Raw genomic sequence first — 26,946 nt, forward strand, 5'->3', positions numbered from 1 at the left:
GGAGTGGAAGGTGGTGTTGACTCAGTGTTGCTCGTCAGGCTTTTTCTTCAGCTTCGGGTTCGGAAAAAACTGCACGGCCTGAACCTTGGCGTCCGGCACCTTCAGCGCCGAGGTGTTGACCCGCGTACCCAATTCCTTGGGCACTGAAAGGCCTTGTTCATTCAGCGTGTCCGAATAACCGCAGGCCACGCACTCGCGGTGCGGGACTTCGTCTTCGTTCCACATCATCAACTTGTCCGGCTCGCTGCAGGCCGGGCAGACCGCCCCGGCGATAAAGCGTCTTTTGGTAATCACAGGCCGCTCACTCATGCTGCTGCAACCTCACTCAGGCCGCTATGGCGCAAGAGTGCGTCAATCGACGGCGGGCGTCCCCGGAAGTCGATGAACAGCACCATCGGCTCCTGGGAACCGCCGCGCGCCAGGATCGCTTCACGGAATGCGCGACCCGTGTCGGCGTTGAGGACGCCGTCTTCTTCGAACTTCGAGAAAGCATCGGCCGACAGCACTTCAGCCCATTTGTAGCTGTAGTAACCCGCCGCGTAACCGCCGGCGAAGATGTGGGCGAAGCTGTTAGGGAAACGGTTGTAGGCCGGTGAACGCATGACCGAGACCTCGTCACGCACACCTTCGAGTACTTGCAGCACGCTGCGACCGTCGCCGTGAGTTGCATGCAATTCGAAGTCGAACAACGAGAATTCCAATTGGCGAACCATCATCAGGCCGGACTGGAAGTTCTTCGCCGCGAGCATCTTCTCCAGCAAGTCCTGAGGCAGTGGTTCGCCGGTTTCGTAGTGACCGGAGATCAGCGCCAGACCTTCCGGCTCCCAGCACCAGTTTTCCATGAACTGGCTTGGCAACTCGACCGCGTCCCAGGCCACGCCGTTGATGCCGGACACGCCGGCGTGTTCGACGCGGGTCAGCAGGTGGTGCAGGCCGTGGCCAAATTCGTGGAACAGGGTGGTGACTTCGTCGTGGGTCAGCAGGGCTGGCTTGCCGCTGTCGGCCGGGGTGAAGTTGCACACCAGGTTCGCCACCGGGCTCTGCAGTACGCCTTCAGCCGTGCGGCGATGGTCGCGGGCGCCGTCCATCCAGGCACCGCCGCGCTTGTTGGCGCGGGCGTAGAGGTCGAAGAAGAAGCGACCGACGTGCTGGCCGTTTTCCTTGATTTCGAACAGGCGAACATCCGGGTGCCAAGTGTCGAAGCCTTTCTGCTCGGCGATTTCGATGCCGTACAGACGCTGGACGATAGCGAACAGACCGCCCAGCACTTTGTCGATCGGGAAGTAAGCGCGAAGGGCTTCCTGGGCGACGCTGTAGCGCTGCTCGCGAAGTTTTTCGCCGTAGAAACCGCTGTCCCAACTTTGCAGGTCCGGGCAGCCTTGTTCGGCGGCGTAGGCTTTGAGCTGTTCCAGGTCCTGGGCGGCGAACGGCTTGCTGCGCTTGGCCAGATCGCGCAGGAAACTGAGTACCTGATCGCTCGATTCGGCCATTTTGGTCGCCAGGCTCAGCTCCGAGAAGCTGGTGAAACCGAGCAGCCTGGCCAGTTCCTGACGCAGGTCGAGGATTTCTTCCATGACCGGGCTGTTATCGTTCTGACCGGCATTCGGGCCTTGGTCCGACGCACGGGTGCAGTAGGCGGCGTAGACTTCTTCGCGCAGGTCACGGGCGTGGGCGTAGGTCATCACCGCGTAGTAGCTCGGGAATTCCAGGGTGATCAGGAAGCCTTCCAGACCTTTGGCCTGGGCCGCGGCGGCCATTTGCGCCTTGGCCGAATCGGTCAGGCCGGCGAGGGCAGCTTCGTCGGTAACGTGCTTGGTCCAGGCTTGAGTCGCGTCGAGCAATTGGTTGGAGAAGCGGCTGCCCAGCTCCGAGAGTTTGCTCTGCACTTCGGCGTAACGCTTTTGCTCTGGCGCAGGTAGGTCGATACCCGACAGACGGAAGTCGCGCAGTGAGTGTTCGAGGATAGTTTTCTGCGCCACGTCGAAACCGGCAGCTTCGGGACTGTTGGCCAGTGCTTCGAACGCTTCAAACAGTTCGCGGTTCTGCCCCAGTTCTGTGGAGTAGGCGCTCAAGGCTGGCAGGCAGGATTCGTAGGCTTCGCGCAGTTCGGCGTTGTTGCACACGGCATTCAGGTGGCTGACCGGGCTCCAGGCCGCGCCCAGTCGATCATTCAGCTCGTCCATCGCCAGCACCAGGCCGGCCCAGGTCGGTTGTTTGCCCTGGGTTTTGAGGATCTCGATAATGGCGGCGCGGTTGTCAGCCAGGATCTGTTCGATGGCCGGTTGCACGTGTTCGGCACGGATCGCCGAGAACGGCGGCAGGTCGTAGGACTGCAAAAGAGGGTTGTTCACGCTCACGGTTGGCACCTTGGCTGGAAGAAACATTGCGCCATCTTAATTACAATCGACGCTCACCGCAGCTATCAGCAAAAGAGAGAGAGCCTATCGTGACCCTTCGCAAGTATCAGAACCATACGCCGCTGCTCGGCAAAGGCGCCTTTGTCGACGGTTCGGCGGTGGTGATCGGCGACGTCGAAATCGGCGAAGACAGCTCGGTCTGGCCGCTGACGGTGATTCGTGGCGACATGCATCGCATCCGTGTTGGCGCGCGCACGAGCGTGCAGGACGGTTGTGTGCTGCACATCACCCATGCCGGGCCGTTCAATCCCGATGGCTTTCCCTTGCTGATTGGCGACGATGTGACCATTGCTCATAAGGTCATGCTCCACGGCTGCACCGTGGGCAATCGGATTCTGATCGGCATGGGCAGCATCGTCATGGACGGTGCGGTGGTCGACGACGATGTCATCATTGGCGCTGGCAGCCTGGTGCCGCCGGGCAAACGCCTGGAAAGCGGCTTCCTTTATGTGGGCAGCCCGGTGAAGCAGATCCGGCCGCTGACTGACAAGGAAAAAGCCTTTTTCACCTACAGCGCGGCGAATTACGTGAAGCTCAAGAATTTGCATCTGGCCGAAGGCTACGACCCGCTCTGAGCCTGCGCCCTTATTCAGGATTCAACATGCATTACCCAACCGTATTGTTTGACCTCGATGGCACCCTGACCGACCCGCGCGAGGGCATCACCCGTTCGATCCAGTTCGCCTTGAGCAAACTGGGCATCGATGAACCTGACCTGACCAAGCTCGAACACTTCATCGGCCCGCCGTTGTTGCAGGCGTTCATGCAGTTCTACGACTTCGACGAACCCAAGGCCTGGGAGGCGGTGAACTTCTATCGCGAACGCTTCAAAGTCACCGGCCTGTACGAGAATCGTGTATTTGATGGCGTCACGCCGCTGCTGGAAACACTCAGCGGGCAAGGGCGACAGCTGTATATCGCCACGTCCAAGCCATGGATTTTTGCCCGGGAAATTGCCCGGCACTTTGACTTCTCCAAGCATTTCAAGATGATTTACGGCAGCGAACTGGACGGTACCCGGACCAACAAAGTCGAATTGATTGCTCACCTGATGGCTGAAGAAGGCCTGGACCCGACCAACACCCTGATGATCGGCGACCGTAAGCACGATTTGATCGGTGCGCGCAGCAACGGGCTGGATGCGGCGGCGGTGGGTTACGGTTTTGGCAGTCGGGAAGAGTTGAACGCTGAAGCACCGGCCTATCACTTCGAGACGTTGGAAGAGATGCATCAGGCGTTTTTGCAGCGCTGATCAAATCCATTCGCGGGCAAGTCGGATCGCCGCACCGCTCGCTCCTACAGAGACCGCGTAAATTCTGTAGGAGCGAGCGGTGCGGCGATCCGACTTGCCCGCGAAGGCGTCCGCCCAGACACATCCTGAGCAAAAGTCATCACTCCAATCCCATCTAATCGACCTAGCCTCAAAGACTGAGGCCACGATCAAGGAGGATCATCAATGTCGGAGTTAAAACATGCTCATCGATTACGTACTGGGCGATATTCGGAGACAGGGCAGATTTACCTATTGACTGCCGTGGTATTGAATCGGCAACCGTTATTCCGCGACTTCAAGAGTGGACGATTGGTAGTAGACGCCCTTAGAACCGCTGAGCGAGAAGGGTTTGCAACGTCGTTAGCCTGGGTCGTTATGCCCGATCATTTTCATTGGCTAATCGAACTGCAGAACATCAAGTTATCGACCTTGATGGCCCGGACGAAATCACGAACAACTGTCGCATTAAACCGTGAGATGAAGCGTGTAGGCCCAATCTGGCAGCCGGGATTCCACGATCGCGCCATTCGCAAGGAAGAAGATCTGCCGGCAGTCGCTCGATACATCGTCGCCAATCCATTGCGAGCGGGATTGGTCGAGAAGGTAGGGGATTATCCGCTGTGGGATGCTATTTGGTTGTGAACCAACTCAATTGAACACTTAAGGACGTCATCGCGGGCAAGCCTTGCTCCTACAGGATTTGCGGTGTGCAAATAATTGTACCTCCACACAAATCCTGTAGGAGCAAGGCTTGCCCGCGATGGCGTCGGTTCAGTCGTTGGAGGTCTTAACTCTTGTCAATACCTTCAGCGCCGCCTTGCGCTCATCTACCGGTAAGGCTCCGAGCTTCTCGACTGCCGCATAAAACTTCACCCAATCCCCACCCCCCTGACTGAACAACGCCGCAAACGCTGGCACCCATTGGTCGTACAGCCCAAATGGCAACAGCCGGGCATTGTTCATCGGCGCATTGATCCACGCGTCATAGCGTTTGTCCCCGGCCCACTGGCTATCGCGTAACTGCCGGTATTCACCCCGCAATCGCTCGAACTCGGCGGCTTTGCGCTGGCGCATCGGGTCGGCGGCCAAGGGCAGGGTGTACAGCCGTTCAAGTCGCGTGCGGGTATCCAGAACCAATTGAATGAACTGGTCCCGTTGCTGCACCTGCGCGCCGCTGTCTGGCGCCAGGTCGCGGAATGCACGCCATTGGCGGGTGCCTTCCTGTTCGACGAAGGTGGCAAAAGACTCATTGAATTCGGTGTCGTCTTTCACATAAAAGCGTTGATGCGCCAGTTCATGGAAGATCAGCGTGGCCAATCGTTCGTCGCCCCAGCCCATCATCGAACTGATGATCGGATCGTTGAACCAGCCGAGCGTCGAATAAGCCTCGACGCCACCGATCGACACGTCCATACCTTGCAGTCGTTGCAATGCTGCCTCACCGCGAGCCGCGCTCTGACTGTAATAGCCGCGATAGGCGACGCAACCGGCGATCGGGAAGCAATGGTTGTGCGGCGTCAGAGAAAACTCCGGCGTGGCGAAGACATTCCAGACGACGAACGGCCGGCCAATGTCGGCGTACAAACGGTAACTCTGGTTATCCGGCAGATGCAGCTGTTGGCTGGCGAACGTGCGGGCTTTTTGCGATTGAGTCAGGTGCGCACGCAATAGCTGATCGCGACCGGGATCGGCAATCACTCTGGAAACCGGCTCCCGTGCCCGCAGCAATTGCAGCTGACCACTGGCCAATTGGCCGTAATAGCTGACGCTGGCGCAACCGTTGAGCAACAAAAACAACACACCCGGAAACAAAATGCGTAAAACGCGATCAAGTAACCCAAGGCTTGGAAGCGGCCTGATCAAAATGAATCATCCCTGGAGAGTCTGCCCGCAAGACTATCCCGCCTGACTGGAGCTCCGCTATGCGCACGTTGATGCTGACAGGAAGCCTGCTGATGCTGGCAGGTTGTGCTGGATTCGGATTACCCCCCCATGATCCGGCTCAAGCGTGGATCGACCTGGATTCGAAGCAGGAAGACACCGCGCTGCAAGCGCTGGAAGTCGATGACAAGGCTTCCACCGACAAGCGCTATTTCGAGGTTCATCCGGGTAGCCATGAGCTGACGGTTCGTTATCAATTCCCGGTCGCGCCAACCAACATCGGACCCGACGCCGAGCCGCTATGGCGTGACTGCCAGTTGAACGTGAAATTCAAGGACTTCAACGCTGGCGAGCGGTATCAACTGCAGGCGGGGAATATCGGTTTTCGGCCGTGGGCAAAGCTCTATGATCAGCAGCGAAAAGTGATCGGCCAGGGTGTACCGGCAGGCTGCCAACGCACTTGATCGGCGCTATGCTGAATGACCAATCCTCGGGACATTCATCATGCGCAGGTTAATGCTATTGCTTGCTGCAAGCATTGTTGCTGGCTGTCAGAGCCCGTTACCAGCGGTGAATCCGCAGATGGCCTGGATCGAGTTCTCGACGCCATTCCCCAATGATAAGTTGCTGATGGCGGAGCGACTGGACAATCAGCGAATGCGCGACGGGCGTTTTTTCCAGGTCACGCCTGGCAGCCATGAGCTGATCGTCAGATTCGACTTTGAAGTGCCCGGTGGTGGGGGCATGGGCATGATGAGCGCTCCCACGGAACGCTTGTGCTACCTGACCATCAACTACGATCATTTCGAAGCCGGCCAGCGTTATGTGCTGGAAGGCCGTTCGATAGCGTTCACTCCCGGCGCCCGGTTGTACAACGCCAAGCGTGAAGTGGTCGCTGAAGACCGAGAGTCCTATTGCCTCATGTGAGGTGAATCAGCGGTCATTCTTCTGGTAGATGATTTTCTTGGTGCCGCTTTCGCACGAACCAACGACCATGTTCTGATCGTGCACTTCATCATTGGTGACGATCTCCAGGGTGTAGGACGAGACGTTATTGGCCTGGATCTTGGCTTCGATCTCGGACTTGAGTTCTTCACAGGATTTCGGTGCCGCCAGGGCCGATGTGGCCAGCGCGCAACAGATAATCGCCAAGGCAAAACGTTTCATGGTTGAAGCTCCTTTGAGGCAGCGCGCACGGTAATGCGCTTTAGCTGCTGTCATTTATTCGACCACAATCTCGCCAGCCAGGTTTTGTTTCAGGGCAAAAAAAGAACGCAGCCCGCCGAGGCTGCGATCTTTTATCGGGGCGCGCGACAACCCGCTATCAGCTGACCAGCGTTGCATCCAGACTGATTTTCGCATTCAGCACTTTGGAAACCGGGCAGCCCTCTTTGGCTTTATTGCTCAGCTCCTCGAACTGCGCCTGAGTCGCCCCAGGGATTTTCGCCTTGAGGACCAATTTCACCGCCGTGATCGCAAAGCCGCCGTCCACCTGGTCCAGAGTGACTTCGGCATTGGTGTCGATGCTGTCAGCCTTGAGGCCGGCATCGCCGAGAATCATCGAAAACGCCATGGAGAAGCAGCCCGCGTGCGCCGCGCCGATCAGCTCTTCCGGATTGGTGCCCTTGCCGCCTTCGAAACGTGCCTTGAAGCCGTAGGGTGCTTCTCTGAGTACACCGGTTTCCGTGGAAATCGAGCCGATGCCGGTTTTCAGGTCACCTTCCCAATGAGCCGATGCTTTCTTCGTAATAGCCATGTCTGCCTCCTCAAGATCCGGCGCGAAGCGTCACGCCTTCGTGGTTTTCGGTTGCTAGGGTTCTGAGGATAGACGGTGGTGCAAAGTTCACTTGATCTGATCGATCCTCTTATTTCGTAGGAATTTTGGCCCTGCTATTGAAACTCGGGTATATGCCCTCATTGCATGAAGCACGCTTATAGATTCGGCAGGTTTTCGTTTGTAACGAAAAAACCTGCGCCCTCAATTGGAGAAGCAGGCTTATGAAACAACTGTCCGATATCAAGTTCTCGACCCTTGATCTGGTGCCTGTGCGGGAAAACGGCAGCGCGGCCCAGTCGCTGCGCAATTCCCTGGACCTGGCGCAGCACGTCGAGAAGCTCGGCTACAACCGTTTCTGGGTTGCCGAACACCACAACATGGACGGCATTGCCAGTTCGGCGACCTCGGTATTGCTTGGCTACCTGGCCGGCGGCACTTCGACTATTCGTGTCGGTTCCGGTGGCGTGATGTTGCCCAACCACGCGCCACTGGTGATCGCCGAGCAGTTCGGTACGCTCGAAAGTCTGTACCCGGGCCGGATCGACCTGGGCCTGGGTCGTGCCCCCGGTTCCGATCAGATGACCGCCCGCGCCTTGCGTCGTGAACGCTCCGGCAGCGCCGACGAATTCCCGGAAGACGTAGCGGAACTGATGCGCTACCTCGGTCCGCGCACCCCGGACCAGCGGATCATCGCAATGCCGGGCACCGGCACCCATGTCCCGATCTGGCTGCTGGGCTCCAGCCTGTTCAGTGCACAACTGGCTGGCGAGCGCGGTTTGCCTTACGCCTTTGCCTCACATTTCGCACCGCGCTTAATGCATGAGGCCATTCGCGTCTACCGCAATCACTTCAAGCCTTCAGCAGTATTGGATAAACCCTACGTGATGCTCGGTGTACCGTTGGTGGCTGCTGACACCGACGAGCAGGCAGATTATCTGGCGACCTCGGTCTACCAGCGCATCCTGGCGTTGATGCGTGGCCAGAGCCTGGTGCAACGTCCGCCGGTAAAAACCATGGACGGCCTGTGGCTGCCTCATGAGAAAGAGGCGGTCGGCGATTTCCTTGGCCTGGCGATGGTTGGCAGCCCGCAGAAAATCCGCGCCAAACTGGAAGTGCTGATCGAACAGACCCAGGCGGATGAGCTGATTTTCACCTGCGACCTGTACGAACATGCCGATCGTGTGCACTCCTATGAGCTGCTGGCGCAGGTCATGAAGGGCTGACACTCAAATAGCGAGCACAAAAAAGCCGACGTCATTGCGTCGGCTTTCCCATTTTCGAGGGCGGTCAGCCCTGCTTGTAGACGATTTGCTTGGTGCCTTTTTCACAGGTGCCGACGACTTTCCCGTCAGCAGCAGTGCCTTTATCAACGATTTCCAGTGAATAATTGGAAATACCTTTGGCATCCAGCTTCGCGGCGATATCGGCTTTCAGCTCTTCGCATGGCTTGCCCTGAGCCAGGGCTGTTCCTGTAAGACTCAACAAACCTACCGCCAAAATAAAATACTTCATCGATCGCATTCCCTGGTCGGATCAATAGGGGCACCCAGCGATCAGCCGGATGTACATATGTAGCGCTTTGCCATTCCCTATGGCGCTCGGCCAGCGCGCAATTTCCGAAGATTAGCTCAAACTCAGCTAGTGGCAATCCGGAACCCGACTTTGAGCGTCACCTGGAAGTGTGCAGCCTTGCCGTCCTTGATGTGCCCGCGGGTTTCGGTTACTTCAAACCATTCCAGGTGCTTGATGCTTTTATTGGCTTCGGCCAGCGCGTTGTTGATGGCGTCTTCAATGCTGCTGGTGGACGAGCCAACCAATTCGACTTTCTTGTAGGTGTGATGGTCAGTCATGGCGTTCTCCTCTGGGTGTGAAATACAGCCTAGCAGTGATTTTTCGTATTACTTCTGTCGGCGAATCCGAAGTTGAAGTTCAGATTTACTGCACTTTCTCAAACCCCTGAAGTCCCAACCAACACACGCAACTCAATCAATGCAGGAGAGCCACCATGGCCAACACCTCTTTACGTAAAGCCTCATTGCAAAGCATGGAAGCCGAGATCGAGAGTCTGCTGAAATCTTTGGAAAGCCTGAAGGACGACGCCTCGGACGAGTCGCGTAAAACCCTTAAAGCGTTGAAAAGTAACGCCGAAAACGCGCTAAAGCATTCGCGCCACCTGCTCAGCGATGCGTATGAAGAAGTCAAAGTTAAAACCCGTGAAACCGGGATTGCCACGCGGGACTACGCCCAGGAACACCCTTGGACTACAGCGGGTGTCGCCGTCGGTGCATTGGGTCTGCTCGCGGCTTATCTATTGTGCAAACGCGGTGATTAATCCGTCTGGCGCAGTTCGTTTTTGAGCCACTGCGCCAGTTGCCGAGCGCGCCCGTCCGCGGCGCGCTGGGGTAGCCACAACGCCAGTTGCGCCGGGGTTTCACTGAAGCCCCAAGGCGCAACCAGGCGACCGGCCTTCAAGTCCTCGGCCACCAGCGGTTCAGGGGCAATCGCCACACCCAGCCCGGCCACTGCGGCCTCCAGCAAGTAATACAAATGCTCAAAACCCTGACCGTACTTCAACGCCTTGGCGTCGAGGCCTATTTGTTGCGCCCAGCTAGGCCAGGCCTGTGGGCGTGAGGTGGTGTGCAGTAATGGCTCGTTCAGCAGCGCTGTGGGCGGTGCGTCTTGCAGGCGTTCGTAGCCCGCGAATCTCGGGCTCATGACCGGGCCGATGCGTTCGCTCGCCAACTCATACACCTGCATGTCCGCTGGCCAAGGTGGCTCGGCAAACACCAGTAAGGCATCCAGTCCCGGACGCCGTGGATCGAGATCACCCTCACCAGCCGACAGGTGCAGGCGCAGGTCCGGCAGGTCGGTATTCAAGCGTCCCAGCCTGGGAATAAACCAGCGTGCCAGCAAGCTGCCCGAACAACCCAGTACGAACGGCGCATCGGCGGTACTTTGGGTCAGCTCTGCACACACAGTCCGCAAGCGCTCGAACGCCTCACCGCTGGCATCGCGCAAACGAACGCCGGCATCTGTGAGTTTCAGGCCACGTCCATCCTTGATGAACAGACTCACGCCGAGGTGTTCTTCCAATACCTTGAGCTGTCGGCTGACCGCGCCATGGGTGACGTGCAGCTGTTCGGCGGCCTTGCTGACGCTGTTCAGGCGGGCAGTCGCTTCGAAGGCCCGAAGGGCGTTCAGCGGAGGAAGATCATGGCTCATTGGATTTGTGAGTTTTCCTGACAGGTTGCGGCGATCTTATCGGTTTTCAGCCTGCGGCGTCAGGGGTAGAGTTAAGCCCACTCTCTCTTCAAAAGCATCATCCCACGCATTCAACCGGAGCGACCCATGACCCAGACTAATCTGCGCAACGGCCCCGACGCCAACGGCCTGTTTGGCGCGTTCGGCGGCCGTTACGTCGCCGAAACCCTGATGCCGTTGATCCTCGACCTGGCCCGGGAATACGAATTGGCCAAGGAAGATCCTGCATTCAAAGAGGAATTGGCCTACTTCCAGCGCGACTATGTGGGTCGGCCAAGCCCGTTGTACTTTGCCGAACGTCTGACAGAGTTCTGCGGCGGCGCGAAGATTTACCTCAAGCGCGAAGAGCTGAATCACACCGGTGCGCACAAGATCAACAACTGCATCGGCCAGATCCTGCTGGCGCGGCGCATGGGCAAGAAACGCATCATCGCCGAGACCGGCGCTGGTATGCACGGCGTGGCGACTGCCACTGTAGCTGCACGTTTTGGCCTTGATTGCGTGATCTACATGGGCACCACTGACATCGAACGTCAGCAAGCCAACGTATTCCGCATGAAGCTGCTGGGCGCCGAAGTGATCCCGGTCGTGGCCGGTACCGGTACCCTGAAAGATGCGATGAACGAAGCCCTGCGTGACTGGGTGACCAACGTCGACAGCACCTTCTACCTGATCGGCACTGTGGCCGGTCCGCACCCTTATCCAGCCATGGTTCGCGACTTCCAGGCCGTTATTGGTAAAGAAACCCGTACCCAACTGCAAGCCCAGGAAGGTCGTCTGCCGGACAGCCTGGTGGCGTGCATCGGTGGTGGTTCCAACGCCATGGGCCTGTTCCACCCGTTCCTCGACGACAAAAGCGTCGAGATCATTGGCGTTGAAGCCGCCGGGTACGGCATCGAAACCGGCAAGCACGCAGCCAGCCTGAACGGTGGCGTACCGGGCGTGCTGCACGGTAACCGGACCTTCTTGCTGCAGGACGACGATGGCCAGATCATCGATGCTCACTCGATCTCTGCCGGCCTCGACTATCCAGGCATCGGCCCGGAACACGCCTGGTTGCATGACATCGGCCGCGTTCAGTACACCTCGGTAACCGACGACGAAGCCCTCGACGCGTTCCACAAATGCTGCCGCCTGGAAGGGATTATTCCTGCACTGGAAAGCGCCCATGCCCTGGCCGAAGTGTTCAAACGCGCACCGACCCTGCCAAAAGATCACCTGATGGTGGTCAACCTGTCCGGTCGCGGGGACAAAGACATGCAGACCGTGATGCACCACATGGAACACTCTCAGCAAGAGCAATCCAAGCAGGAGAAACACTGATGAGCCGCCTGCAAACTCGATTTTCCGAACTCAAGGAACAGAATCGTGCCGCCCTGGTGACCTTCGTTACCGCTGGCGACCCGAGCTATGACACTTCTCTGGCGATCCTCAAAGGCTTGCCCGGCGCGGGTGCCGACGTGATCGAGTTGGGCATGCCCTTCACCGATCCAATGGCCGACGGCCCGGCAATCCAGTTGGCCAACATCCGTGCTCTCGGTGCCAAGCAGAACCTGGCGAAAACCCTGCAAATGGTTCGCGAGTTCCGTGAAGGCAATACCGAGACGCCGCTGGTGCTGATGGGTTACTTCAACCCGATTCACATGTACGGCGTGCCGCGTTTCATTGCGGATGCCAAAGAGGCGGGTGTTGACGGCCTGATCGTGGTCGACCTGCCGCCCGAGCATAACGGCGAACTGTGCGATCCGGCTCAGGCAGCAGGCCTGGATTTCATCCGCCTGACCACCCCGACGACCGATGATGTGCGCCTGCCGACCGTTTTGAATGGCAGTTCCGGCTTCGTCTACTACGTGTCCGTGGCAGGTGTGACCGGTGCCGGCGCAGCCACGCTGGAACACGTTGAAGAAGCGGTTGCCCGTCTGCGTCGCCACACCGATCTGCCGATCAGCATCGGTTTCGGCATTCGCACACCGGAGCAAGCGGCATCCATCGCTCGCCTAGCGGACGGTGTGGTGGTGGGTTCGGCGTTGATCGATCACATCGCCAATGCGTCGACTCCGGATCAGGCTATCGATGGCGTGTTGAGTCTTTGCGCGGCGCTGGCCGATGGCGTGCGTAAGGCCCGCGTCAGCTGAAGGTAAATTTCCTGATACAGAGGAATTAGAGCCTCGCGGCACAGACTAAAACAGCAAGACCGAGGGCTTCAGGACTACGTTCTGAAGCCCTTTTTGCTGTTGAATAGCCTGTAGGCGCTGAAGGCTTCGCGGATCAGCCGCGAAGCCTGTTGTTTACGGCAACTCCAACCCGCCCGACGCCTTGTGCAACTTCCTCAGATGCTCGCCGACCTGTTTCAGGTTGGCTTCATTGGCGGCCATCTCGGCCGCACGGCTCGGTTCGAGCAGCGCTCTCACCTCTTTGTCCAGATCACCTGTCAGCGCCTGAAGCTGCTTCTGCCGCAGGCTGCTTTCCGACTCGAGACGCTGCCATTCACTCGGCTGCGGCAATCCATAACCCCCGGTGCCAAGCAGCTCCGCCGGACGGCTGAGGAATCCGCTGTTGGCAAGTATTTGCTGCAAGGTCGCGTTGGCTTTGTCCATGCCGCCGTTTTTCAATTCCCGAGCGCCCAGATAGCGCTGCTTAACTTCGTCCTGGGCCAACACCAATTGTTGGCGGAAGGCGGCCTGCTCCAGTAGCAGTAATGCCGCGCTGGTGCGCAAATCGGCTTGGTCGATCCATTGCCGACGCTCCTCAGCTTTTAAGGCGAGCCAGTCTTCGACCTTTTCCTGCTTGATCGGCAAGTGCTTCTTCAGCACTTCGAACATCGCTTGATAACGATCGCGGAAGGAGTCGAAACGATAGCCCAGACGCAGCGCTTCGCGGGGATCATCCAGCACGCTGGTGTCCGCCAGCCCGCGGCCCTTGAGCACTTCCAGCAAACCGTTGGGCATGATGCTGTCCAACCCGACCAGTTTTGTGTTGTTGGTGCTGCTACGCAGTAACTTCAGGCCCTCTACCGCGCAGTTATTGGACAGGAAGAAGTAGTTGCCGTCGTAACTCCAGTGCATTTCGGCGGCGTGTTCCACCACGTCTTCGATCTCGCTGCGCGACAGGTTCAGCGGCACCGAAGCCAGGCTACGCAGTTCTGTCTTGGTGTATTCGTCGATCACTTGGGCCAGCGGCAGGACAAACAGGCGCGACGGGTATTTGCCCACCAGTCCGTCCCAACTCGATAGCTGTACATCACCGACGAAGGCGCGGTAGGACAACACCAGATGCTGATCCAGATCGAGCCGGCAATCCGGCCCACGTGGCCGGCCGGGTGCACAGATCACCAACCGCAACATGCTGTGGCCCCAGCGGCTGACCCAGTTCTGGTTGGCTTCAGCCAGCAGATAGTCGACGGCGTAAACCCGCTCCGGATCGACCTTGCCCAGTGGCGTTTTGCCGAAATCGTTGCCGGCATTGAGGAAGGAGAAGGTTTTGCCACACGCGTCTTTAGCGGCGGGCGCCCAGCCGAAATGGTCTTTGTAGTAGCGGTACAGCGCAGGGCGACGGCAGGCGTAGCTCGGGTCCAGGAGGAAATACTCCATGTTGACCGCGACAAATTCCTTGGGGCTGCTCGTTTCGTAAATGTCCGGGCTACGGGCAATTTGCCGGTTATGTTGTTCGCGCTCGCCGCGGCGGCCAACGTACTGCGGCCAGCCGGCGAGGTCGAGCAGGCGCGGGTCATCACTGAGGGTAAAACGCCGTGCTGATTGGCCGCGGCATTGATCCGGGATACCCACCAGTCCCGAGCTGCTGTTGCGCCGGGTGCAACGCTGAATCAGCGTGCGCTCCGCGTCCGGCCACAGGCGCGAGCGGTCATAGATGTGGGTGAGTTCGTGCAACACAGTGGCCAGCATTTCGCGGCGCACGGTGCCATGGGGACGATAGGTCTTCTTGGTCGCGGCGCTGCCGTCAGTGAGGCTGGCAAGCAAGTTGCGGTTCAGATCGAGCTCGGACACCAGCGACGCCTGGCCGAAAGCGTTGCTCGGCATGTCATCGGTCCAGCCGACGTCGATGCGTCGGTCGAGCTGCTCGATGAACCGTGGCGGCAGGGCCTGCATAGCTTCATCGAGCAACGCCTGACTGGCCTGCTGTTGAGCGGGGCTGAGCCCGTCGGTCTTGAGCCTTAATTGCAAGTCAGCTTGGGCCGTGTTGACGAGCAGCAACATGACCCCGGCCAACAGCCAGGCGCCTGGCGACCTCACAGTGCGAGGATGGCTTCGGCGAGAACCTGGTCACTGGCGTCTCGCGCTTCCGGCACGCGGGTGCGCAGCGTGTTGAAGGCCGCCTCCAGGTGCGCGCCACGAATGTCGCCATCGCTGGCGACGAAACTGGCTGCATCGTCGTGGGCTTCACGAACGATCTTCGAGTCACGGATGGACGTCGTGGTATCGGAAGTGAAATCAAGCGTGCGTTGGGTGGCGTTGATGATGATGTTACTGGTGGCGACCAGGGTGTGTGCCTGGGCCACACCGGTCGATAACAGCAGGCCAAGGGCGGCAGCAATCAGAGGGTTACGCATGGAGCGACTCCGTAAGAACAAGGATAACTATTGGACGAGAATTGCCTGCGCCAGTTCAAGGTCGCTGGCATGAAGTTTTGACTGGGTCCGGCGCAGATAAATCAGGGCGGACTCCAGTTGTGCTCCTCGCAGTTGGCCGTTGCTGGCGATAAACGCCGCAGCGTCATCGTGTGCCGAGAGGAGCAGCTTACGGTCGAAGGGGGCGGAGGTCACCATGCTTGTGGCGTAGCCGGTAGCCACAATGCCTTGTGTTGACAGGTCAAAGGCATGGACCGAGCCCATCCAAAAGGCTGCCACGAAAACCGGAGTGATCGATAGATGTGAAAGAAAACGCATGAGACTCGATAGCTGAAGGCGAGTCACAAGGCTAGCGCAACGCCCGGTCTAGAGCCAGCGTCGAAACATTGGGACACGGCGGGCGTGTCCCACGTCAGTGATGCCGCTTAGATAGTCAGTATGGCTTGCGCCAGTTGTGCATCAGTCGCGTTCAGCTGAGGTGCCTGGTGGCGAATATGGTCAAGTGCGCTTTCCAGTTTCACGCCACGAATGGCGCCTTCGCTGGCAACGAAGCTGGCGGCGTCGTCACGGGCGGCGCGCACGATTTTGTCATCGCGAAAGGAAGAAGTGACATCGGAGGTCGCATCGGACGTTGCCTTGAGCGCGCCGACGACGGCATCGGTGGTCACGATAAAGCTGGTGGCGTGGGAATTGGCAGCCACGGCAAGCAGGGCTGCAGCGCTGAGCAGACGAAGTCGGGACATGGTGAAACTCCTTTGGAAAACCGATTGAGAGGTGGCGCAGTGTCTGTTGATTCAGACGCCAGTCATGCAGCGTTCGCCACGTTCTATTTGGATATTAGTCCTGTGAGTATCGGTTCGAACAGTCCCGTCTGTTCAAGTGGGAAACTAGCGCCAGAACGGTTTATCCAATTCGTTGAGACGATCCGCGTGGCTGATGCACAGGTCTGAGAGCTGCCGGTCATTGAGTTGGCCCAGTAAACGCCGGGTTCGGGCCCTTTCCAAGCTGTTCGCGAAGCTCCTCAGTAATCTACGAAACCAATGGGGGCGAGGCGTTGATTGAGGCGTGGAAATGGAAACATCCAGTAAGTGATTCATGGCGCGGTCCTTTTGCTGGTAGTTCGGGATTTCAGGGTGATCCCTTCCTGCCTACCGCAACAGACACACTATGCTGAAATTGTAATGGTTCAGTTTGTGGAATACTAAAACTGTACCTGTTAAGAGATCCCTCCACTGTATGACCTGAATTGATCCTCCAGAACGACAAAGCCCGTCGTGGTTTCCCACGACGGGCTTTGTTTTTTCAATTTGGATGCTGGCGGTGGACCCGGTGGGTCAGAGCCAGCGACGCTAACTTAGCGCCAGAAAGGCTTGCTCAGCTCTTCGTAGCGTTGTGCTTCGCTAATCCCGGCATCAGCCAGCAGACGCGAATCCAGACGAGCCAGTTGATGGCGGCTGGAGATGCGGCGCTGCCACAACATCAGGTTGGCGAGAACGCGAAGAGGCGTGGAAGCCTGGGTTTTTACAGCGTTGTCTTCGAAAAACAGCTCGGAACTGAGTGTACGTTCCATGGTTGACATCCTTCCGCTTGTGGCGGGATTAGGTAGTGGTTTAACTGATGCCAATGATCCTCTCGTTTGGCCAGTCTCTGTAGATACAGTTCACCTGTATTGTGAGGGACCAGTTAACTGTTAATGGGTGGTGTACTGGTCTAAATTGAGGTAACTGTACTTGTCAGCACTAATATGGTGCGTTTCTGATGATTTTACTGAAAAAGGTGGGTTATTTCGGTAGGAAATGACCGGTACAGCAGTACAGTTTTAAACGCATTTCTGCTTGGCAACAGCAAGCTGACGAAACTGTGTTTACGTCAGCGGCCATCTGTATCAATTACACCGCCAGCATTCGCCCGGTTTCTTCAAGGTTAATGTGCCAGCTCAGGGCATCACGCAGAATATGCGGCGTGTGCCCGCCGAGTGCACAAGCAGCTGTGAAGTAGTCATCGAGGGCTTGGCGATAGTCCGGGTGCACGCAGTTATCGATGATGACTCGAGCGCGCTCTCGCGGCGCCAGGCCACGCAAGTCCGCCAGACCGATCTCCGTGACAAGGATGTCAACGTCATGCTCAGTGTGATCGACGTGGCTGACCATCGGTACCACGCTGGAAATTGCGCCACCCTTGGCAATCGACTTGGTCACGAAAATCGCCAAATGCGCGTTGCGCGCAAAGTCGCCCGAGCCGCCGATGCCGTTCATCATCCGCGTGCCGCAGATGTGGGTGGAGTTGACGTTGCCATACAGGTCGAATTCAAGCGCCGTGTTGATGCCGATGATTCCGAGCCGACGTACCACTTCCGGGTGGTTGGAAATTTCTTGCGGGCGCAGCACCAGTTTGTCCTTGTAGCGCTCAAGGTTGCCGAAAACATCGGTATTGCGACGGCTTGACAAGGTGATCGAACTGCCGGAAGCGAAACTCAGCTTGCCGGCGTCAATCAGATCGAACGTCGAATCCTGCAACACTTCCGAATACATAGTGAGGTCTTCGAACGGCGAGTCGATCAGGCCACACATCACCGAGTTGGCGATGTTGCCAATCCCGGCTTGCAGCGGGCCGAGCTTGTTGGTCATGCGCCCGGCGGCCACTTCCTGCTTGAGGAAGTCGATCAGGTGGTCGGCAATGGCCTGAGTGTCGACGTCTGGCGGCAACACGGTGGACGGCGAGTCGGATTGATTGGTGATCACGATCGCGACGATCTTTTCCGGCGGGATCGGGATGGCCGTGCTGCCAATGCGATCATCAACCTTGACCAGCGGAATCGGGGTGCGAGTCGGCCGATAGGTCGGGATATAGATGTCGTGCAGGCCTTCGAGATTTGGGTTGTGCGCCAGGTTGATCTCGACGATCACCTGTTTGGCGAAAATCGCGAAGCTGGCCGAATTACCCACCGAAGTGGTCGGCACGATATGGCCCTGCTCGGTGATGGCCACGGCCTCAATCACCGCGATGTCTGGCAGTTTGAGCTGCTGGTTGCGCAATTGCTCAACGGTTTCCGAAAGGTGCTGATCAATGAACATCACTTCGCCGGCGTTAATGGCCTTGCGCAGGGTGCTGTCGACCTGGAATGGCATGCGTCGCGACAATACGCCGGCTTCGGTGAGCTGTTTATCGAGGTCGTTGCCCAGGCTGGCGCCGGTCATCAGCGTGATTTTCAGCGGGGTGATTTTGGCGCGTTCGGCCAGTGCGTGGGGCACGGCTTTGGCTTCGCCGGCGCGAGTGAAACCACTCATGCCGACGGTCATGCCGTCCTGAATCAGAGCGGCAGCGTCAGCGGCGCTCATCACCTTATCCAACAACGAAGGCAAGCGAATACGATCACGGTACATGGATTGTTATCTCGGGCAACGAAAGCAAGGTGTGCAGTCTAGTGATTAAAAAAAAATTCCTCCCGCTACCATGGTCGAATGCAGAGCCCTGATTTAGAGCCTTTAGTCGGTTTTTAGCGGGTAATAAAAAACCCCAGCCTACTAGAGGCCGGGGTTTTGGGTATTGCGCTGGAGCAGTCTTTAGTCGACGGCTTTGACCATGTCTTCGATGACTTTCTTGGCGTCGCCAAACACCATCATGGTTTTGTCCAGATAGAACAGTTCGTTGTCCAGACCGGCATAGCCGCTGGCCATCGAGCGTTTGTTGACGATCACGGTCTTGGCTTTATAGGCTTCGAGGATCGGCATGCCGGCAATCGGCGATTTCGGATCGTTCTTCGCCGCCGGGTTGACCACGTCGTTGGCGCCAAGCACCAGCACCACGTCGGTCTGGCCAAACTCGGAGTTGATGTCTTCCATCTCGAACACTTGCTCGTAAGGTACTTCGGCCTCGGCCAGCAGGACGTTCATGTGCCCTGGCATCCGCCCGGCGACCGGGTGGATCGCAAACTTCACAGTGACACCACGGTGAGTCAACTTCTCAGCCAGTTCCATCAGCGAGTGCTGGGCACGTGCCACCGCCAGGCCGTAGCCCGGCACGATGATCACGGTGTCGGCGTTGGTCAGCAGGAACGCGGCGTCGTCGGACGAGCCAGACTTCACCGGACGAGCTTCCTTGGCGCCAGCTGGGCCTGCGGTATCCGTTGCACCGCCGAAACCGCCGAGCAGTACGTTGAAGAACGAGCGGTTCATCGCTTTGCACATGATGTACGAGAGGATGGCACCGGAAGAGCCCACCAGCGAACCTGCGATGATCAGCATCGAGTTGTTCAGCGAGAAGCCGATACCCGCTGCTGCCCAACCGGAATAGCTATTGAGCATCGACACCACTACCGGCATGTCGGCACCGCCGATCGGGATGATGATCAGCACGCCCATCACGAAGGCCAGGGCCAGCATCAGGGCGAAAGCACCGAGGTTGCCGGTCAGCATGAAGGTGATGCCCAGGCCGAGCGTCGCCAGGCCCAACACAAGGTTCAACTTGTGTTGGCCGCTGAACTGTACCGGTGCGCCCTGGAACAGGCGGAACTTGTACTTGCCCGAGAGCTTACCGAAGGCAATTACCGAGCCGGAGAAGGTGATGGCACCAATCGCTGCGCCAAGGAACAGCTCCATGCGGTTACCGGCCGGAATCGAATCACCCAACTGCTTAACGATGCCCAGGGATTGCGGCTCGACCACCGCCGCAATGGCGATGAACACTGCGGCCAGACCGATCATGCTGTGCATGAAGGCGACCAGTTCCGGCATCTTGGTCATTTCAACGCGTTTGGCCATGATCGAACCGGCGGTGCCGCCGACCAACAGACCGACGATGACGTAGCCAATGCCCGCTGTAGCGAGTTCTGCGCCGAGTTTGTAGACCAGACCGACAGTCGTGATGATTGCCAGCGCCATGCCGAGCATGCCGAACAGGTTGCCGCGCCGCGACGTCGTCGGGTGCGACAGGCCTTTGAGGGCCTGGATGAAGCAGATCGACGCGATCAAGTAGAGCGTCGTGACGAGATTCATGCTCATTACTTGGACGCCTCTTCTTTTACTGCTTTCGGGGCTTTTTTCTTGAACATCTCAAGCATCCTGCGGGTCACCAGGAAGCCACCAAACACGTTCACTGCCGCCAAAGCCACGGCCAAGGTGCCCATGGTCTTGCCCAGTGGCGTCACGGTCAAAGCTGCGGCCAGCATGGCGCCGACGATTACAATCGCCGAGATTGCGTTGGTTACCGCCATCAAAGGCGTGTGCAGTGCAGGTGTAACGTTCCAGACCACGTGATAACCGACATAAATCGCCAGCACGAAGATGATCAGGTTGTAGATACCGGGGGAGATAAGCTCTTCCATCGTCTGAATCCCTGCTTAGGCGTTTTTTCGGATGACTTGGCCGTCGCGGCACATCAGGCACGCGGCGACGATGTCGTCTTCTAGGTTTACTTCGAACTGGCCTTCTTTGTTGAAGACCAGCTTCAGGAAGTCCAGCAGGTTGCGCGCGTACAGGGCCGAAGCGTCTGCCGCGACTGCGCCGGCCAGGTTGGTCGGGCCGCAAATGGTCACGCCATTCTCGACGACGATCTGGTCAGCCACGGTCAGCGGGCAGTTACCACCCTGAGCTGCCGCGAGGTCGATGACCACCGAGCCTGGCTTCATCTGCGCCACGGTCTCCGCGCTCAACAACGTTGGCGCCTTACGGCCCGGGATCAGTGCGGTGGTGATGACAATGTCAGCCTGCTTGGCGCGTTCGTGCACGGCCAGGGCCTGACGTTGCATCCAGCTGGCGGGCATTGGTCGCGCGTAACCGCCGACACCAACGGCGCATTCGCGCTCTTCATCGGTCTCATAAGGCACGTCGACGAACTTGGCGCCGAGGGACTCGATCTGCTCCTTTACTGCAGGGCGTACGTCAGACGCTTCGATCACTGCACCCAGACGTTTCGCCGTAGCGATCGCCTGCAAACCGGCCACACCCGCGCCGAGAATCAGCACGCGCGCCGCTTTCACGGTCCCCGCAGCGGTCATCAACATCGGCATGAAGCGAGGATAGTGGTGAGCAGCCAACAACACGGCTTTATAACCGGCGATGTTGGCCTGGGAGGACAGCACATCCAGGCTTTGAGCCCGAGAGGTGCGCGGCGCGGCCTCCAGTGCGAAAGCGGTAATGCCGCACTCAGCCAGCTTGGCAATGGTTTCATTGCTGAACGGATTGAGCATGCCCACCACAACGGTGCCGCTTTTTATCAGCGTCAGTTCGCTGTCGCTGGGGGCGACCACCTTGAGAATCAGCTCGGCACCCAACGCATCGTTGGCGCTGCCAATCATTGCGCCTGCCGCTTCATAAGCACTGTCGACAACGCTGGCGTTAATGCCGGCGCCGCTTTGCACAGTGACCTTATGACCCTGGCCGATCAGCTTCTTGATGGTTTCCGGGGTTGCAGCAACCCGTGTTTCACCCGTCTGGGTTTCGAGAGGAACACCAATGTGCACGTCAAATCTCCTGCGTGATCTTAGTGAGTAAACCCAGGCACTTCGGATGGTGCGGCTGGGGCGGCCGATCAGCACGATCCCGCCAAATCAGGGCGGGGCGCGGCATTTTGCAGGCGAACTTAGTGCCCTTCAAGGGATTATGACGGGTGACGGAAAATTAACTACAAGTCACCCCGTGACCGAATGTCGCAACTAACCGGTTGAATTCCTTGCAGGCCGTGCCTTGTAAGGGTTCCTTTAAAATTGAAGAATTTACGTATTGGTCAGGTGAATGAGTCGTTATTGCTTCCCAATAGAGGCTCAAGGCCACGGAATCAGGCACTTCTAGGACGTTTGTACTGCTTGTCGGTACAGTATTCGAATATGCGACAAATACTTATATCTGTAGTGCTTCAATTTTGCTGACTACGGGGTCAGCTAATAAGGCTGAGCCTTTATCCTTCTAGGCTGTAACTCTGTGCCTGGTTGACCAACCAATCGCGAAATGCCCGTAAAGAGGCCGATTCTACCTTTCGCTCAGGAATCATCAGGTAATACGCCTTGATGCTTGATAGCGCCTGGGCGTTGGCAATGACCAAGCGCTTCTCGGCCAGTTCGCGTTGAATCAGGAACGGTGGAATCAGCGCTATTCCCATATCGTGCATGGCTGCTTGGGCAAGCATGGAGAATAGCTCGTAGCGCGGCCCTGTCATGTCTCGTGGGATATTAAGGTTCTGGGAGTCGAACCACTGGCGCCAGGCATAAGGGCGGGTGGTCTGCTGCAACAGGGGCAATTCGGCGATTTCGCCGGGAGACAGATTTGCCCTTTTCCCCAAGAGATTTGGGCTACACACCGGCATCGGATTTTCGCCCATCAGCCTGTGGGATTCGGTACCCGACCAGTCCGCGTCGCCAAAATAGATTGCGGCATCGAAGTCGGTGTCGGCAAACAGGAAGGGGCGTGTTCGGTTGGTGAGGTTGACCGTCACTTCCGGGTGCTTTTGCTGAAAGTCCTTGAGTCGTGGCAGCAGCCATTGAGTGCCAAAGGTTGGAACCACCGCCAGTTCGATCACGTTGGCGCCTTGCTGACCCATCACTGACAACGTGTCCCGCTCAACCGCATCCAGTTGAGTCGCTACCCGTCGGCTGTAGGAAAGGCCGGCCTCCGTCAGCTTGACCCCGCGTCGCGAGCGTCGGAACAGTTCTACGCTGAGGAACTCCTCAAGACTGGCGATCTGTCGGCAAATTGCGCCCTGAGTGAGCGAGAGCTCCTGGGCTGCCTTGGTAAAGCTTTCGTGGCGAGCTGCCGCTTCAAAGCTGATCAGGGCAGTTGTACTGGGGATTTTCCTGCGCATGTACGTCAACCTCACTAATACATCGCATAAAAGCTATTCTGCGATGTTACGGAGTGAGAAATTAGCACAACAGTATGCAAAATCCTCGTTTGCCGTGACGCCGAACCCGGCCTAGGATCAGTCCACGTTATTTGACCCGATTCGAGAGGACACACTCATGGGTGGTAAAGCTAGCTTCAACTGGATCGATCCCCTGCTGTTGGATCAACAGCTCACCGAAGAAGAACGCATGATCCGCGACACCGCTGAGCAATTCGCTCAACAGAAGCTTGCGCCGCGTGTTCTCGAAGCTTTCCGCCATGAAAAGACCGACCCAGCGATCTTCCGCGAGATGGGTGAGGTTGGCCTGCTGGGCGCGACCATCCCCGAGCAGTATGGTGGCAGCGGCCTGAACTACGTCAGCTACGGCTTGATCGCCCGTGAAGTCGAGCGTGTCGACTCCGGCTATCGCTCGATGATGAGTGTGCAGTCTTCGCTGGTGATGGTGCCGATCAATGAATTCGGTACCGAAGCCCAGAAACAGAAGTATCTGCCGAAGCTGGCATCAGGCGAATGGATTGGCTGCTTCGGTCTGACCGAGCCTGACCACGGTTCCGACCCGGGCGCGATGATCACTCGTGCACGCAAAGTGGAAGGCGGCTACAGCCTGACCGGCAACAAAATGTGGATCACCAACAGTCCGATCGCTGATGTGTTCGTGGTCTGGGGTAAGGACGACGCTGGCGATATCCGTGGCTTCGTTTTAGAGAAGGGTTGGAAAGGCCTGAGTGCTCCTGTGATTCACGGCAAGGTTGGTCTGCGTGCATCCATCACCGGCGAGATCGTCATGGACAACGTGTTTGTCCCTGAAGAGAACATCTTCCCGGATGTCCGTGGTTTGAAAGGTCCTTTTACGTGCCTCAACTCGGCACGTTATGGCATTTCCTGGGGCGCGCTGGGTGCTGCCGAGTTCTGCTGGCACACCGCTCGCCAGTACACCCTGGATCGTCAGCAGTTCGGACGCCCACTGGCCGCCACTCAGCTGATCCAGAAGAAGCTGGCCGACATGCAAACCGAGATCACGATGGCGTTGCAAGGCTGCCTGCGTCTGGGTCGTATGAAAGATGAGGGTACTGCGGCGGTCGAGATCACTTCGATGATGAAGCGCAACTCCTGCGGCAAGTCCCTGGACATTGCTCGCATGGCGCGCGACATGCTGGGTGGTAACGGTATTTCCGATGAGTTCGGTGTGGCTCGCCATTTGGTCAACCTGGAAGTGGTGAATACCTATGAAGGTACGCATGACGTCCACGCACTGATCCTCGGTCGTGCACAGACTGGCATCCAGGCGTTCTATTAATAGGAGAACGGTCATGGGCGCGCTTTCGCATCTACGGGTACTGGATTTATCGCGGGTGCTGGCCGGGCCCTGGGCTGGACAGATTCTTGCTGACCTCGGTGCCGAGGTGATCAAGGTCGAGCGACCGGGCAATGGCGATGACACGCGTGCCTGGGGGCCTCCCTTCCTTAAAGACGCTTATGGCGAGAACACCAGCGAAGCTGCTTATTACTTGTCGGCCAATCGTAACAAGCAATCGGTCACCATCGACTTCACGCGCCCAGAGGGGCAAAAGCTGGTGCGTGAGTTGGCGGCCAAGTCGGACATCCTCATCGAGAACTTTAAGGTGGGTGGTCTGGCGGCTTATGGGCTGGACTATGAGTCGCTAAAGGCGATCAATCCGAATCTGATCTATTGCTCGATTACCGGTTTTGGCCAGACCGGCCCATACGCCAAACGCGCGGGTTATGACTTCATGATCCAGGGGCTTGGCGGTCTGATGAGCCTGACTGGGCGTCCCGAAGGCGACGAAGGTGCTGGCCCGGTAAAAGTCGGCGTGGCGCTGACGGACATCTTGACCGGTCTCTACTCGACGGTGGCTATCCTGGCGGCACTGGCTCATAGGGATCACGACGGCGGCGGTCAGCATATTGATATGGCGCTGCTGGATGTTCAGGTGGCCTGTCTGGCTAACCAAGCAATGAATTACCTGACTACAGGTAATGCTCCGACGCGCCTGGGTAATGCTCATCCGAATATCGTGCCTTATCAGGACTTTCCTACGGCGGATGGAGACTTCATCCTCACCGTCGGTAATGACGGGCAGTTTCGCAAGTTTGCTGAAGTAGCAGGTCAGCCGCAGTGGGCGGATGATCCACGTTTTGCGACCAACAAGTTGCGGGTGGCGAATCGTGCGGTGTTGATTCCGCTCATACGCCAGGCGACGGTGTTCAAGACGACTGCTGAGTGGGTGCTGCAGCTTGAGCAAGCAGGCGTGCCATGCGGCCCGATCAATGATCTGGCTCAGGTGTTTTCCGATCCTCAGGTTAAGGCGCGTGGGTTGGCGATTGAGTTGCCTCATGTGCTGGCAGGGATGGTGCCGCAGGTGGCGAGTCCGATTCGTCTGTCCGAAACGCCTGTGGAGTACCGCAATGCGCCCCCTTTATTGGGTGAGCACACATTGGAGGTTCTGCAGCGAGTGTTGGGTCTGGATGCTGGGGTCGTGGCGGCTTTCAAAGAGGCTGGGGTGCTCTGAGAATCCCTTCTATATAGAAGGATTGGTTTTGCTCTCCGATATAGAGGGAAACGGGCTGTTTCCGGCTTTCTACAAGTGATTGATAGAAAAGCGTAATTAGGTGTTGACGGCAGATTCTGGACGTCTATAATTCGCCCCACTTCCGGCGCAATCGAAACGGAAAACTCCTTGGTAAACAATGAGTTACGCAGTTTTCGACAGCGAGTTGCTTCAGGTCATCGAAGCCCAGAAGGAGTTGAAAGAGCGGGGTTGTTTGGCTCTTCTAACGGTTCGGTCTTCTCGGTCGAAAGCGGTGTAAAAGAGGTGTTGACAGCAGCGAGTAACGCTGTAGAATTCGCCTCCCGCTAACGAGAGATCGAAAGCGCAAGTGGTTGAAGTTACAAAGGAAACTTTGAAAACTTCTGAAAATAACCGCTTGACAGCAACAGAGGCTGCTGTAGAATGCGCGCCTCGGTTGAGACGAAAGATCTTAACCAACCGCTCTTTAACAACTGAATCAAGCAATTCGTGTGGGTGCTTGTGGAGTCAGACTGATAGTCAACAAGATTATCAGCATCACAAGTTACTCCGCGAGAAATCAAAGATGTAACCAACGATTGCTGAGCCAAGTTTAGGGTTTCTTAAAAACCCAAAGATGTTTGAACTGAAGAGTTTGATCATGGCTCAGATTGAACGCTGGCGGCAGGCCTAACACATGCAAGTCGAGCGGCAGCACGGGTACTTGTACCTGGTGGCGAGCGGCGGACGGGTGAGTAATGCCTAGGAATCTGCCTGGTAGTGGGGGATAACGCTCGGAAACGGACGCTAATACCGCATACGTCCTACGGGAGAAAGCAGGGGACCTTCGGGCCTTGCGCTATCAGATGAGCCTAGGTCGGATTAGCTAGTTGGTGAGGTAATGGCTCACCAAGGCGACGATCCGTAACTGGTCTGAGAGGATGATCAGTCACACTGGAACTGAGACACGGTCCAGACTCCTACGGGAGGCAGCAGTGGGGAATATTGGACAATGGGCGAAAGCCTGATCCAGCCATGCCGCGTGTGTGAAGAAGGTCTTCGGATTGTAAAGCACTTTAAGTTGGGAGGAAGGGCATTTACCTAATACGTAAGTGTTTTGACGTTACCGACAGAATAAGCACCGGCTAACTCTGTGCCAGCAGCCGCGGTAATACAGAGGGTGCAAGCGTTAATCGGAATTACTGGGCGTAAAGCGCGCGTAGGTGGTTCGTTAAGTTGGATGTGAAATCCCCGGGCTCAACCTGGGAACTGCATTCAAAACTGTCGAGCTAGAGTATGGTAGAGGGTGGTGGAATTTCCTGTGTAGCGGTGAAATGCGTAGATATAGGAAGGAACACCAGTGGCGAAGGCGACCACCTGGACTGATA

At 57.5% G+C, this 26,946-nt stretch carries 30 protein-coding genes and 1 rRNA gene (1 of these 31 running past the window's edge); 12 read left to right on the forward strand and 19 right to left on the reverse strand.

Translation table 11 applies throughout. From position 1 onward, the window contains the following. Positions 1-21 precede the first annotated feature (21 nt). Positions 22-309 carry a YheV family putative zinc ribbon protein gene (locus tag ACYZT3_RS01505; RefSeq protein WP_462031360.1) on the reverse strand — a complete coding sequence of 96 codons (288 nt, stop codon included), beginning with the start codon at positions 307-309 and terminating at the stop codon, positions 22-24. Then, complete coding sequence (prlC, locus tag ACYZT3_RS01510; protein ID WP_462031361.1) at positions 306-2,384, reverse strand: oligopeptidase A; 2,079 nt, start codon at positions 2,382-2,384, stop codon at positions 306-308. Before prlC ends, ACYZT3_RS01505 begins: the two co-directional genes overlap by 4 nt. Before the next feature lie 62 nt (positions 2,385-2,446). On the opposite strand from prlC, the gene ACYZT3_RS01515 reads away from it, so the two are divergent. From ACYZT3_RS01515 to ACYZT3_RS01525, 3 genes are all read left to right on the forward strand, one after another. Beyond that, positions 2,447-2,992, forward strand: coding sequence for a gamma carbonic anhydrase family protein (locus tag ACYZT3_RS01515; RefSeq protein WP_282383035.1), 546 nt, complete (start codon positions 2,447-2,449; stop codon positions 2,990-2,992). A 26-nt stretch (positions 2,993-3,018) separates the two neighbouring features. Further along, the gene (locus ACYZT3_RS01520) at positions 3,019-3,669 is read left to right on the forward strand and encodes an HAD family hydrolase (RefSeq protein WP_282383038.1); all 651 of its coding nucleotides are present in this window, start codon (positions 3,019-3,021) and stop codon (positions 3,667-3,669) included. Between the two features lie 204 nt (positions 3,670-3,873). Then, positions 3,874-4,332 (forward strand): REP-associated tyrosine transposase, encoded by a 459-nt coding sequence (locus ACYZT3_RS01525; RefSeq protein ID WP_462031362.1) that lies wholly within the window; start codon positions 3,874-3,876, stop codon positions 4,330-4,332. Positions 4,333-4,461: 129 nt separating this feature from the next. Here the strand turns inward: ACYZT3_RS01525 and ACYZT3_RS01530 are convergent, their stop codons facing one another. Beyond that, positions 4,462-5,553: an aminopeptidase gene (locus ACYZT3_RS01530; protein WP_462031363.1), complete on the reverse strand. Its 1,092-nt coding sequence runs from the start codon at positions 5,551-5,553 to the stop codon at positions 4,462-4,464. Positions 5,554-5,612: 59 nt separating this feature from the next. Between ACYZT3_RS01530 and ACYZT3_RS01535 the strand changes: the two genes are divergently transcribed. Both ACYZT3_RS01535 and ACYZT3_RS01540 read left to right on the forward strand, forming a co-directional pair. Further along, complete coding sequence (locus ACYZT3_RS01535) at positions 5,613-6,035, forward strand: PA0061/PA0062 family lipoprotein (protein WP_462031364.1); 423 nt, start codon at positions 5,613-5,615, stop codon at positions 6,033-6,035. Between the two features lie 40 nt (positions 6,036-6,075). Then, a complete protein-coding gene (locus ACYZT3_RS01540) occupies positions 6,076-6,498 on the forward strand; it encodes a PA0061/PA0062 family lipoprotein (protein WP_282383049.1) in 423 nt (140 codons plus the stop codon). A 6-nt stretch (positions 6,499-6,504) separates the two neighbouring features. Here the strand turns inward: ACYZT3_RS01540 and ACYZT3_RS01545 are convergent, their stop codons facing one another. Beyond that, on the reverse strand, positions 6,505-6,738 hold the full coding sequence (locus ACYZT3_RS01545) for a DUF1161 domain-containing protein (RefSeq protein WP_282383052.1): 234 nt from the start codon (positions 6,736-6,738) through the stop codon (positions 6,505-6,507). 157 nt (positions 6,739-6,895) lie between these two features. Next, the gene (locus ACYZT3_RS01550) at positions 6,896-7,327 is read right to left on the reverse strand and encodes an OsmC family protein (RefSeq protein ID WP_282383054.1); all 432 of its coding nucleotides are present in this window, start codon (positions 7,325-7,327) and stop codon (positions 6,896-6,898) included. Between the two features lie 242 nt (positions 7,328-7,569). Here ACYZT3_RS01550 and ACYZT3_RS01555 point away from each other — a divergent pair, with 242 nt between their 5' ends. Then, positions 7,570-8,571 carry an LLM class flavin-dependent oxidoreductase gene (locus ACYZT3_RS01555; RefSeq protein ID WP_282383055.1) on the forward strand — a complete coding sequence of 334 codons (1,002 nt, stop codon included), beginning with the start codon at positions 7,570-7,572 and terminating at the stop codon, positions 8,569-8,571. A gap of 64 nt (positions 8,572-8,635) precedes the next feature. On the opposite strand, the gene ACYZT3_RS01560 is transcribed toward ACYZT3_RS01555, so the two are convergent. Beyond that, positions 8,636-8,860, reverse strand: a complete 225-nt coding sequence (locus tag ACYZT3_RS01560) for a DUF1161 domain-containing protein (RefSeq protein ID WP_282383057.1) — start codon at positions 8,858-8,860, stop codon at positions 8,636-8,638. Positions 8,861-8,982: 122 nt separating this feature from the next. Continuing rightward, positions 8,983-9,198, reverse strand: a complete 216-nt coding sequence (locus tag ACYZT3_RS01565) for a dodecin (RefSeq protein ID WP_282383060.1) — start codon at positions 9,196-9,198, stop codon at positions 8,983-8,985. Between the two features lie 155 nt (positions 9,199-9,353). Here ACYZT3_RS01565 and ACYZT3_RS01570 point away from each other — a divergent pair, with 155 nt between their 5' ends. Next, positions 9,354-9,680: an ElaB/YgaM/YqjD family protein gene (locus ACYZT3_RS01570; protein WP_090177306.1), complete on the forward strand. Its 327-nt coding sequence runs from the start codon at positions 9,354-9,356 to the stop codon at positions 9,678-9,680. Here ACYZT3_RS01570 and ACYZT3_RS01575 read toward each other — a convergent pair. Next, positions 9,677-10,570: a LysR family transcriptional regulator gene (locus ACYZT3_RS01575; RefSeq protein WP_282383069.1), complete on the reverse strand. Its 894-nt coding sequence runs from the start codon at positions 10,568-10,570 to the stop codon at positions 9,677-9,679. The two genes, ACYZT3_RS01570 and ACYZT3_RS01575, sit on opposite strands and share 4 nt — an antisense overlap. Positions 10,571-10,696: 126 nt before the next feature. Here ACYZT3_RS01575 and trpB point away from each other — a divergent pair, with 126 nt between their 5' ends. Together trpB and trpA are read left to right on the forward strand one after the other, a co-directional pair. Further along, a complete protein-coding gene (trpB, locus tag ACYZT3_RS01580) occupies positions 10,697-11,932 on the forward strand; it encodes a tryptophan synthase subunit beta (RefSeq protein ID WP_282383072.1) in 1,236 nt (411 codons plus the stop codon). Then, positions 11,932-12,744, forward strand: coding sequence for a tryptophan synthase subunit alpha (gene trpA / locus ACYZT3_RS01585; RefSeq protein ID WP_282383075.1), 813 nt, complete (start codon positions 11,932-11,934; stop codon positions 12,742-12,744). Before trpB ends, trpA begins: the two co-directional genes overlap by 1 nt. A gap of 153 nt (positions 12,745-12,897) precedes the next feature. Here trpA and ACYZT3_RS01590 read toward each other — a convergent pair whose 3' ends face one another. From ACYZT3_RS01590 to ACYZT3_RS01640, 11 genes are all read right to left on the reverse strand, one after another. Beyond that, complete coding sequence (locus tag ACYZT3_RS01590; RefSeq protein WP_462031365.1) at positions 12,898-14,859, reverse strand: DUF7844 domain-containing protein; 1,962 nt, start codon at positions 14,857-14,859, stop codon at positions 12,898-12,900. After that, a complete protein-coding gene (locus tag ACYZT3_RS01595; RefSeq protein ID WP_282383081.1) occupies positions 14,856-15,176 on the reverse strand; it encodes a DUF2388 domain-containing protein in 321 nt (106 codons plus the stop codon). Before ACYZT3_RS01595 ends, ACYZT3_RS01590 begins: the two co-directional genes overlap by 4 nt. Positions 15,177-15,203: 27 nt before the next feature. Next, positions 15,204-15,512, reverse strand: a complete 309-nt coding sequence (locus ACYZT3_RS01600; protein ID WP_462031366.1) for a DUF2388 domain-containing protein — start codon at positions 15,510-15,512, stop codon at positions 15,204-15,206. 107 nt (positions 15,513-15,619) lie between these two features. Continuing rightward, entirely contained in the window at positions 15,620-15,937 is a 318-nt protein-coding gene (locus ACYZT3_RS01605) for a DUF2388 domain-containing protein (protein WP_008044656.1), read from the reverse strand. Positions 15,938-16,081: 144 nt separating this feature from the next. Then, entirely contained in the window at positions 16,082-16,291 is a 210-nt protein-coding gene (locus ACYZT3_RS01610; RefSeq protein ID WP_282383295.1) for a DUF1127 domain-containing protein, read from the reverse strand. A gap of 257 nt (positions 16,292-16,548) precedes the next feature. Continuing rightward, a complete protein-coding gene (locus ACYZT3_RS01615) occupies positions 16,549-16,764 on the reverse strand; it encodes a DUF1127 domain-containing protein (protein WP_008154465.1) in 216 nt (71 codons plus the stop codon). A gap of 319 nt (positions 16,765-17,083) precedes the next feature. Next, complete coding sequence (locus tag ACYZT3_RS01620; RefSeq protein ID WP_462031367.1) at positions 17,084-18,577, reverse strand: acetyl-CoA hydrolase/transferase family protein; 1,494 nt, start codon at positions 18,575-18,577, stop codon at positions 17,084-17,086. Between the two features lie 180 nt (positions 18,578-18,757). Then, positions 18,758-20,194 carry an NAD(P)(+) transhydrogenase (Re/Si-specific) subunit beta gene (locus ACYZT3_RS01625; protein WP_282383290.1) on the reverse strand — a complete coding sequence of 479 codons (1,437 nt, stop codon included), beginning with the start codon at positions 20,192-20,194 and terminating at the stop codon, positions 18,758-18,760. Continuing rightward, positions 20,194-20,517, reverse strand: coding sequence for an NAD(P) transhydrogenase subunit alpha part 2 (locus ACYZT3_RS01630; RefSeq protein WP_017335806.1), 324 nt, complete (start codon positions 20,515-20,517; stop codon positions 20,194-20,196). Before ACYZT3_RS01630 ends, ACYZT3_RS01625 begins: the two co-directional genes overlap by 1 nt. 15 nt (positions 20,518-20,532) lie before the next feature. Then, positions 20,533-21,654: a Re/Si-specific NAD(P)(+) transhydrogenase subunit alpha gene (locus ACYZT3_RS01635; RefSeq protein ID WP_282383287.1), complete on the reverse strand. Its 1,122-nt coding sequence runs from the start codon at positions 21,652-21,654 to the stop codon at positions 20,533-20,535. Between the two features lie 434 nt (positions 21,655-22,088). Beyond that, positions 22,089-22,988, reverse strand: a complete 900-nt coding sequence (locus tag ACYZT3_RS01640) for a LysR family transcriptional regulator (protein WP_282383285.1) — start codon at positions 22,986-22,988, stop codon at positions 22,089-22,091. A gap of 157 nt (positions 22,989-23,145) precedes the next feature. Here ACYZT3_RS01640 and ACYZT3_RS01645 point away from each other — a divergent pair, with 157 nt between their 5' ends. From ACYZT3_RS01645 to ACYZT3_RS01655, 3 genes are all read left to right on the forward strand, one after another. Beyond that, positions 23,146-24,327: an acyl-CoA dehydrogenase gene (locus ACYZT3_RS01645; protein ID WP_282383283.1), complete on the forward strand. Its 1,182-nt coding sequence runs from the start codon at positions 23,146-23,148 to the stop codon at positions 24,325-24,327. A gap of 13 nt (positions 24,328-24,340) precedes the next feature. Next, positions 24,341-25,561 carry a CaiB/BaiF CoA transferase family protein gene (locus tag ACYZT3_RS01650; RefSeq protein WP_282383280.1) on the forward strand — a complete coding sequence of 407 codons (1,221 nt, stop codon included), beginning with the start codon at positions 24,341-24,343 and terminating at the stop codon, positions 25,559-25,561. Between the two features lie 640 nt (positions 25,562-26,201). Continuing rightward, positions 26,202-26,946, forward strand: a 16S ribosomal RNA gene (locus ACYZT3_RS01655) (it continues 794 nt past the right edge of the window).

The sequence above is a fragment of the Pseudomonas sp. MDT1-16 genome (assembly GCF_054898115.1).

What these genes read in the sequence shown, in the direction of transcription:
- ACYZT3_RS01565 (WP_282383060.1), bottom strand. Translation starts at nt 9,198, where the DNA reads ATGACTGACCATCACACCTACAAGAAAGTCGAATTGGTTGGCTCGTCC.
- ACYZT3_RS01545 (WP_282383052.1), bottom strand. Translation starts at nt 6,738, where the DNA reads ATGAAACGTTTTGCCTTGGCGATTATCTGTTGCGCGCTGGCCACATCG.
- ACYZT3_RS01630 (WP_017335806.1), bottom strand. Translation starts at nt 20,517, where the DNA reads ATGGAAGAGCTTATCTCCCCCGGTATCTACAACCTGATCATCTTCGTG.
- ACYZT3_RS01555 (WP_282383055.1), top strand. Translation starts at nt 7,570, where the DNA reads ATGAAACAACTGTCCGATATCAAGTTCTCGACCCTTGATCTGGTGCCT.
- ACYZT3_RS01645 (WP_282383283.1), top strand. Translation starts at nt 23,146, where the DNA reads ATGGGTGGTAAAGCTAGCTTCAACTGGATCGATCCCCTGCTGTTGGAT.
- ACYZT3_RS01520 (WP_282383038.1), top strand. Translation starts at nt 3,019, where the DNA reads ATGCATTACCCAACCGTATTGTTTGACCTCGATGGCACCCTGACCGAC.
- ACYZT3_RS01550 (WP_282383054.1), bottom strand. Translation starts at nt 7,327, where the DNA reads ATGGCTATTACGAAGAAAGCATCGGCTCATTGGGAAGGTGACCTGAAA.
- ACYZT3_RS01540 (WP_282383049.1), top strand. Translation starts at nt 6,076, where the DNA reads ATGCGCAGGTTAATGCTATTGCTTGCTGCAAGCATTGTTGCTGGCTGT.
- ACYZT3_RS01605 (WP_008044656.1), bottom strand. Translation starts at nt 15,937, where the DNA reads ATGTCCCGACTTCGTCTGCTCAGCGCTGCAGCCCTGCTTGCCGTGGCT.
- trpA (WP_282383075.1), top strand. Translation starts at nt 11,932, where the DNA reads ATGAGCCGCCTGCAAACTCGATTTTCCGAACTCAAGGAACAGAATCGT.
- ACYZT3_RS01615 (WP_008154465.1), bottom strand. Translation starts at nt 16,764, where the DNA reads ATGGAACGTACACTCAGTTCCGAGCTGTTTTTCGAAGACAACGCTGTA.
- ACYZT3_RS01610 (WP_282383295.1), bottom strand. Translation starts at nt 16,291, where the DNA reads ATGAATCACTTACTGGATGTTTCCATTTCCACGCCTCAATCAACGCCT.
- ACYZT3_RS01650 (WP_282383280.1), top strand. Translation starts at nt 24,341, where the DNA reads ATGGGCGCGCTTTCGCATCTACGGGTACTGGATTTATCGCGGGTGCTG.
- ACYZT3_RS01525 (WP_462031362.1), top strand. Translation starts at nt 3,874, where the DNA reads ATGTCGGAGTTAAAACATGCTCATCGATTACGTACTGGGCGATATTCG.
- ACYZT3_RS01640 (WP_282383285.1), bottom strand. Translation starts at nt 22,988, where the DNA reads ATGCGCAGGAAAATCCCCAGTACAACTGCCCTGATCAGCTTTGAAGCG.
- ACYZT3_RS01625 (WP_282383290.1), bottom strand. Translation starts at nt 20,194, where the DNA reads ATGAGCATGAATCTCGTCACGACGCTCTACTTGATCGCGTCGATCTGC.
- prlC (WP_462031361.1), bottom strand. Translation starts at nt 2,384, where the DNA reads ATGTTTCTTCCAGCCAAGGTGCCAACCGTGAGCGTGAACAACCCTCTT.
- ACYZT3_RS01560 (WP_282383057.1), bottom strand. Translation starts at nt 8,860, where the DNA reads ATGAAGTATTTTATTTTGGCGGTAGGTTTGTTGAGTCTTACAGGAACA.
- ACYZT3_RS01505 (WP_462031360.1), bottom strand. Translation starts at nt 309, where the DNA reads ATGAGTGAGCGGCCTGTGATTACCAAAAGACGCTTTATCGCCGGGGCG.
- ACYZT3_RS01600 (WP_462031366.1), bottom strand. Translation starts at nt 15,512, where the DNA reads ATGCGTTTTCTTTCACATCTATCGATCACTCCGGTTTTCGTGGCAGCC.
- ACYZT3_RS01535 (WP_462031364.1), top strand. Translation starts at nt 5,613, where the DNA reads ATGCGCACGTTGATGCTGACAGGAAGCCTGCTGATGCTGGCAGGTTGT.
- trpB (WP_282383072.1), top strand. Translation starts at nt 10,697, where the DNA reads ATGACCCAGACTAATCTGCGCAACGGCCCCGACGCCAACGGCCTGTTT.
- ACYZT3_RS01620 (WP_462031367.1), bottom strand. Translation starts at nt 18,577, where the DNA reads ATGTACCGTGATCGTATTCGCTTGCCTTCGTTGTTGGATAAGGTGATG.
- ACYZT3_RS01570 (WP_090177306.1), top strand. Translation starts at nt 9,354, where the DNA reads ATGGCCAACACCTCTTTACGTAAAGCCTCATTGCAAAGCATGGAAGCC.
- ACYZT3_RS01595 (WP_282383081.1), bottom strand. Translation starts at nt 15,176, where the DNA reads ATGCGTAACCCTCTGATTGCTGCCGCCCTTGGCCTGCTGTTATCGACC.
- ACYZT3_RS01575 (WP_282383069.1), bottom strand. Translation starts at nt 10,570, where the DNA reads ATGAGCCATGATCTTCCTCCGCTGAACGCCCTTCGGGCCTTCGAAGCG.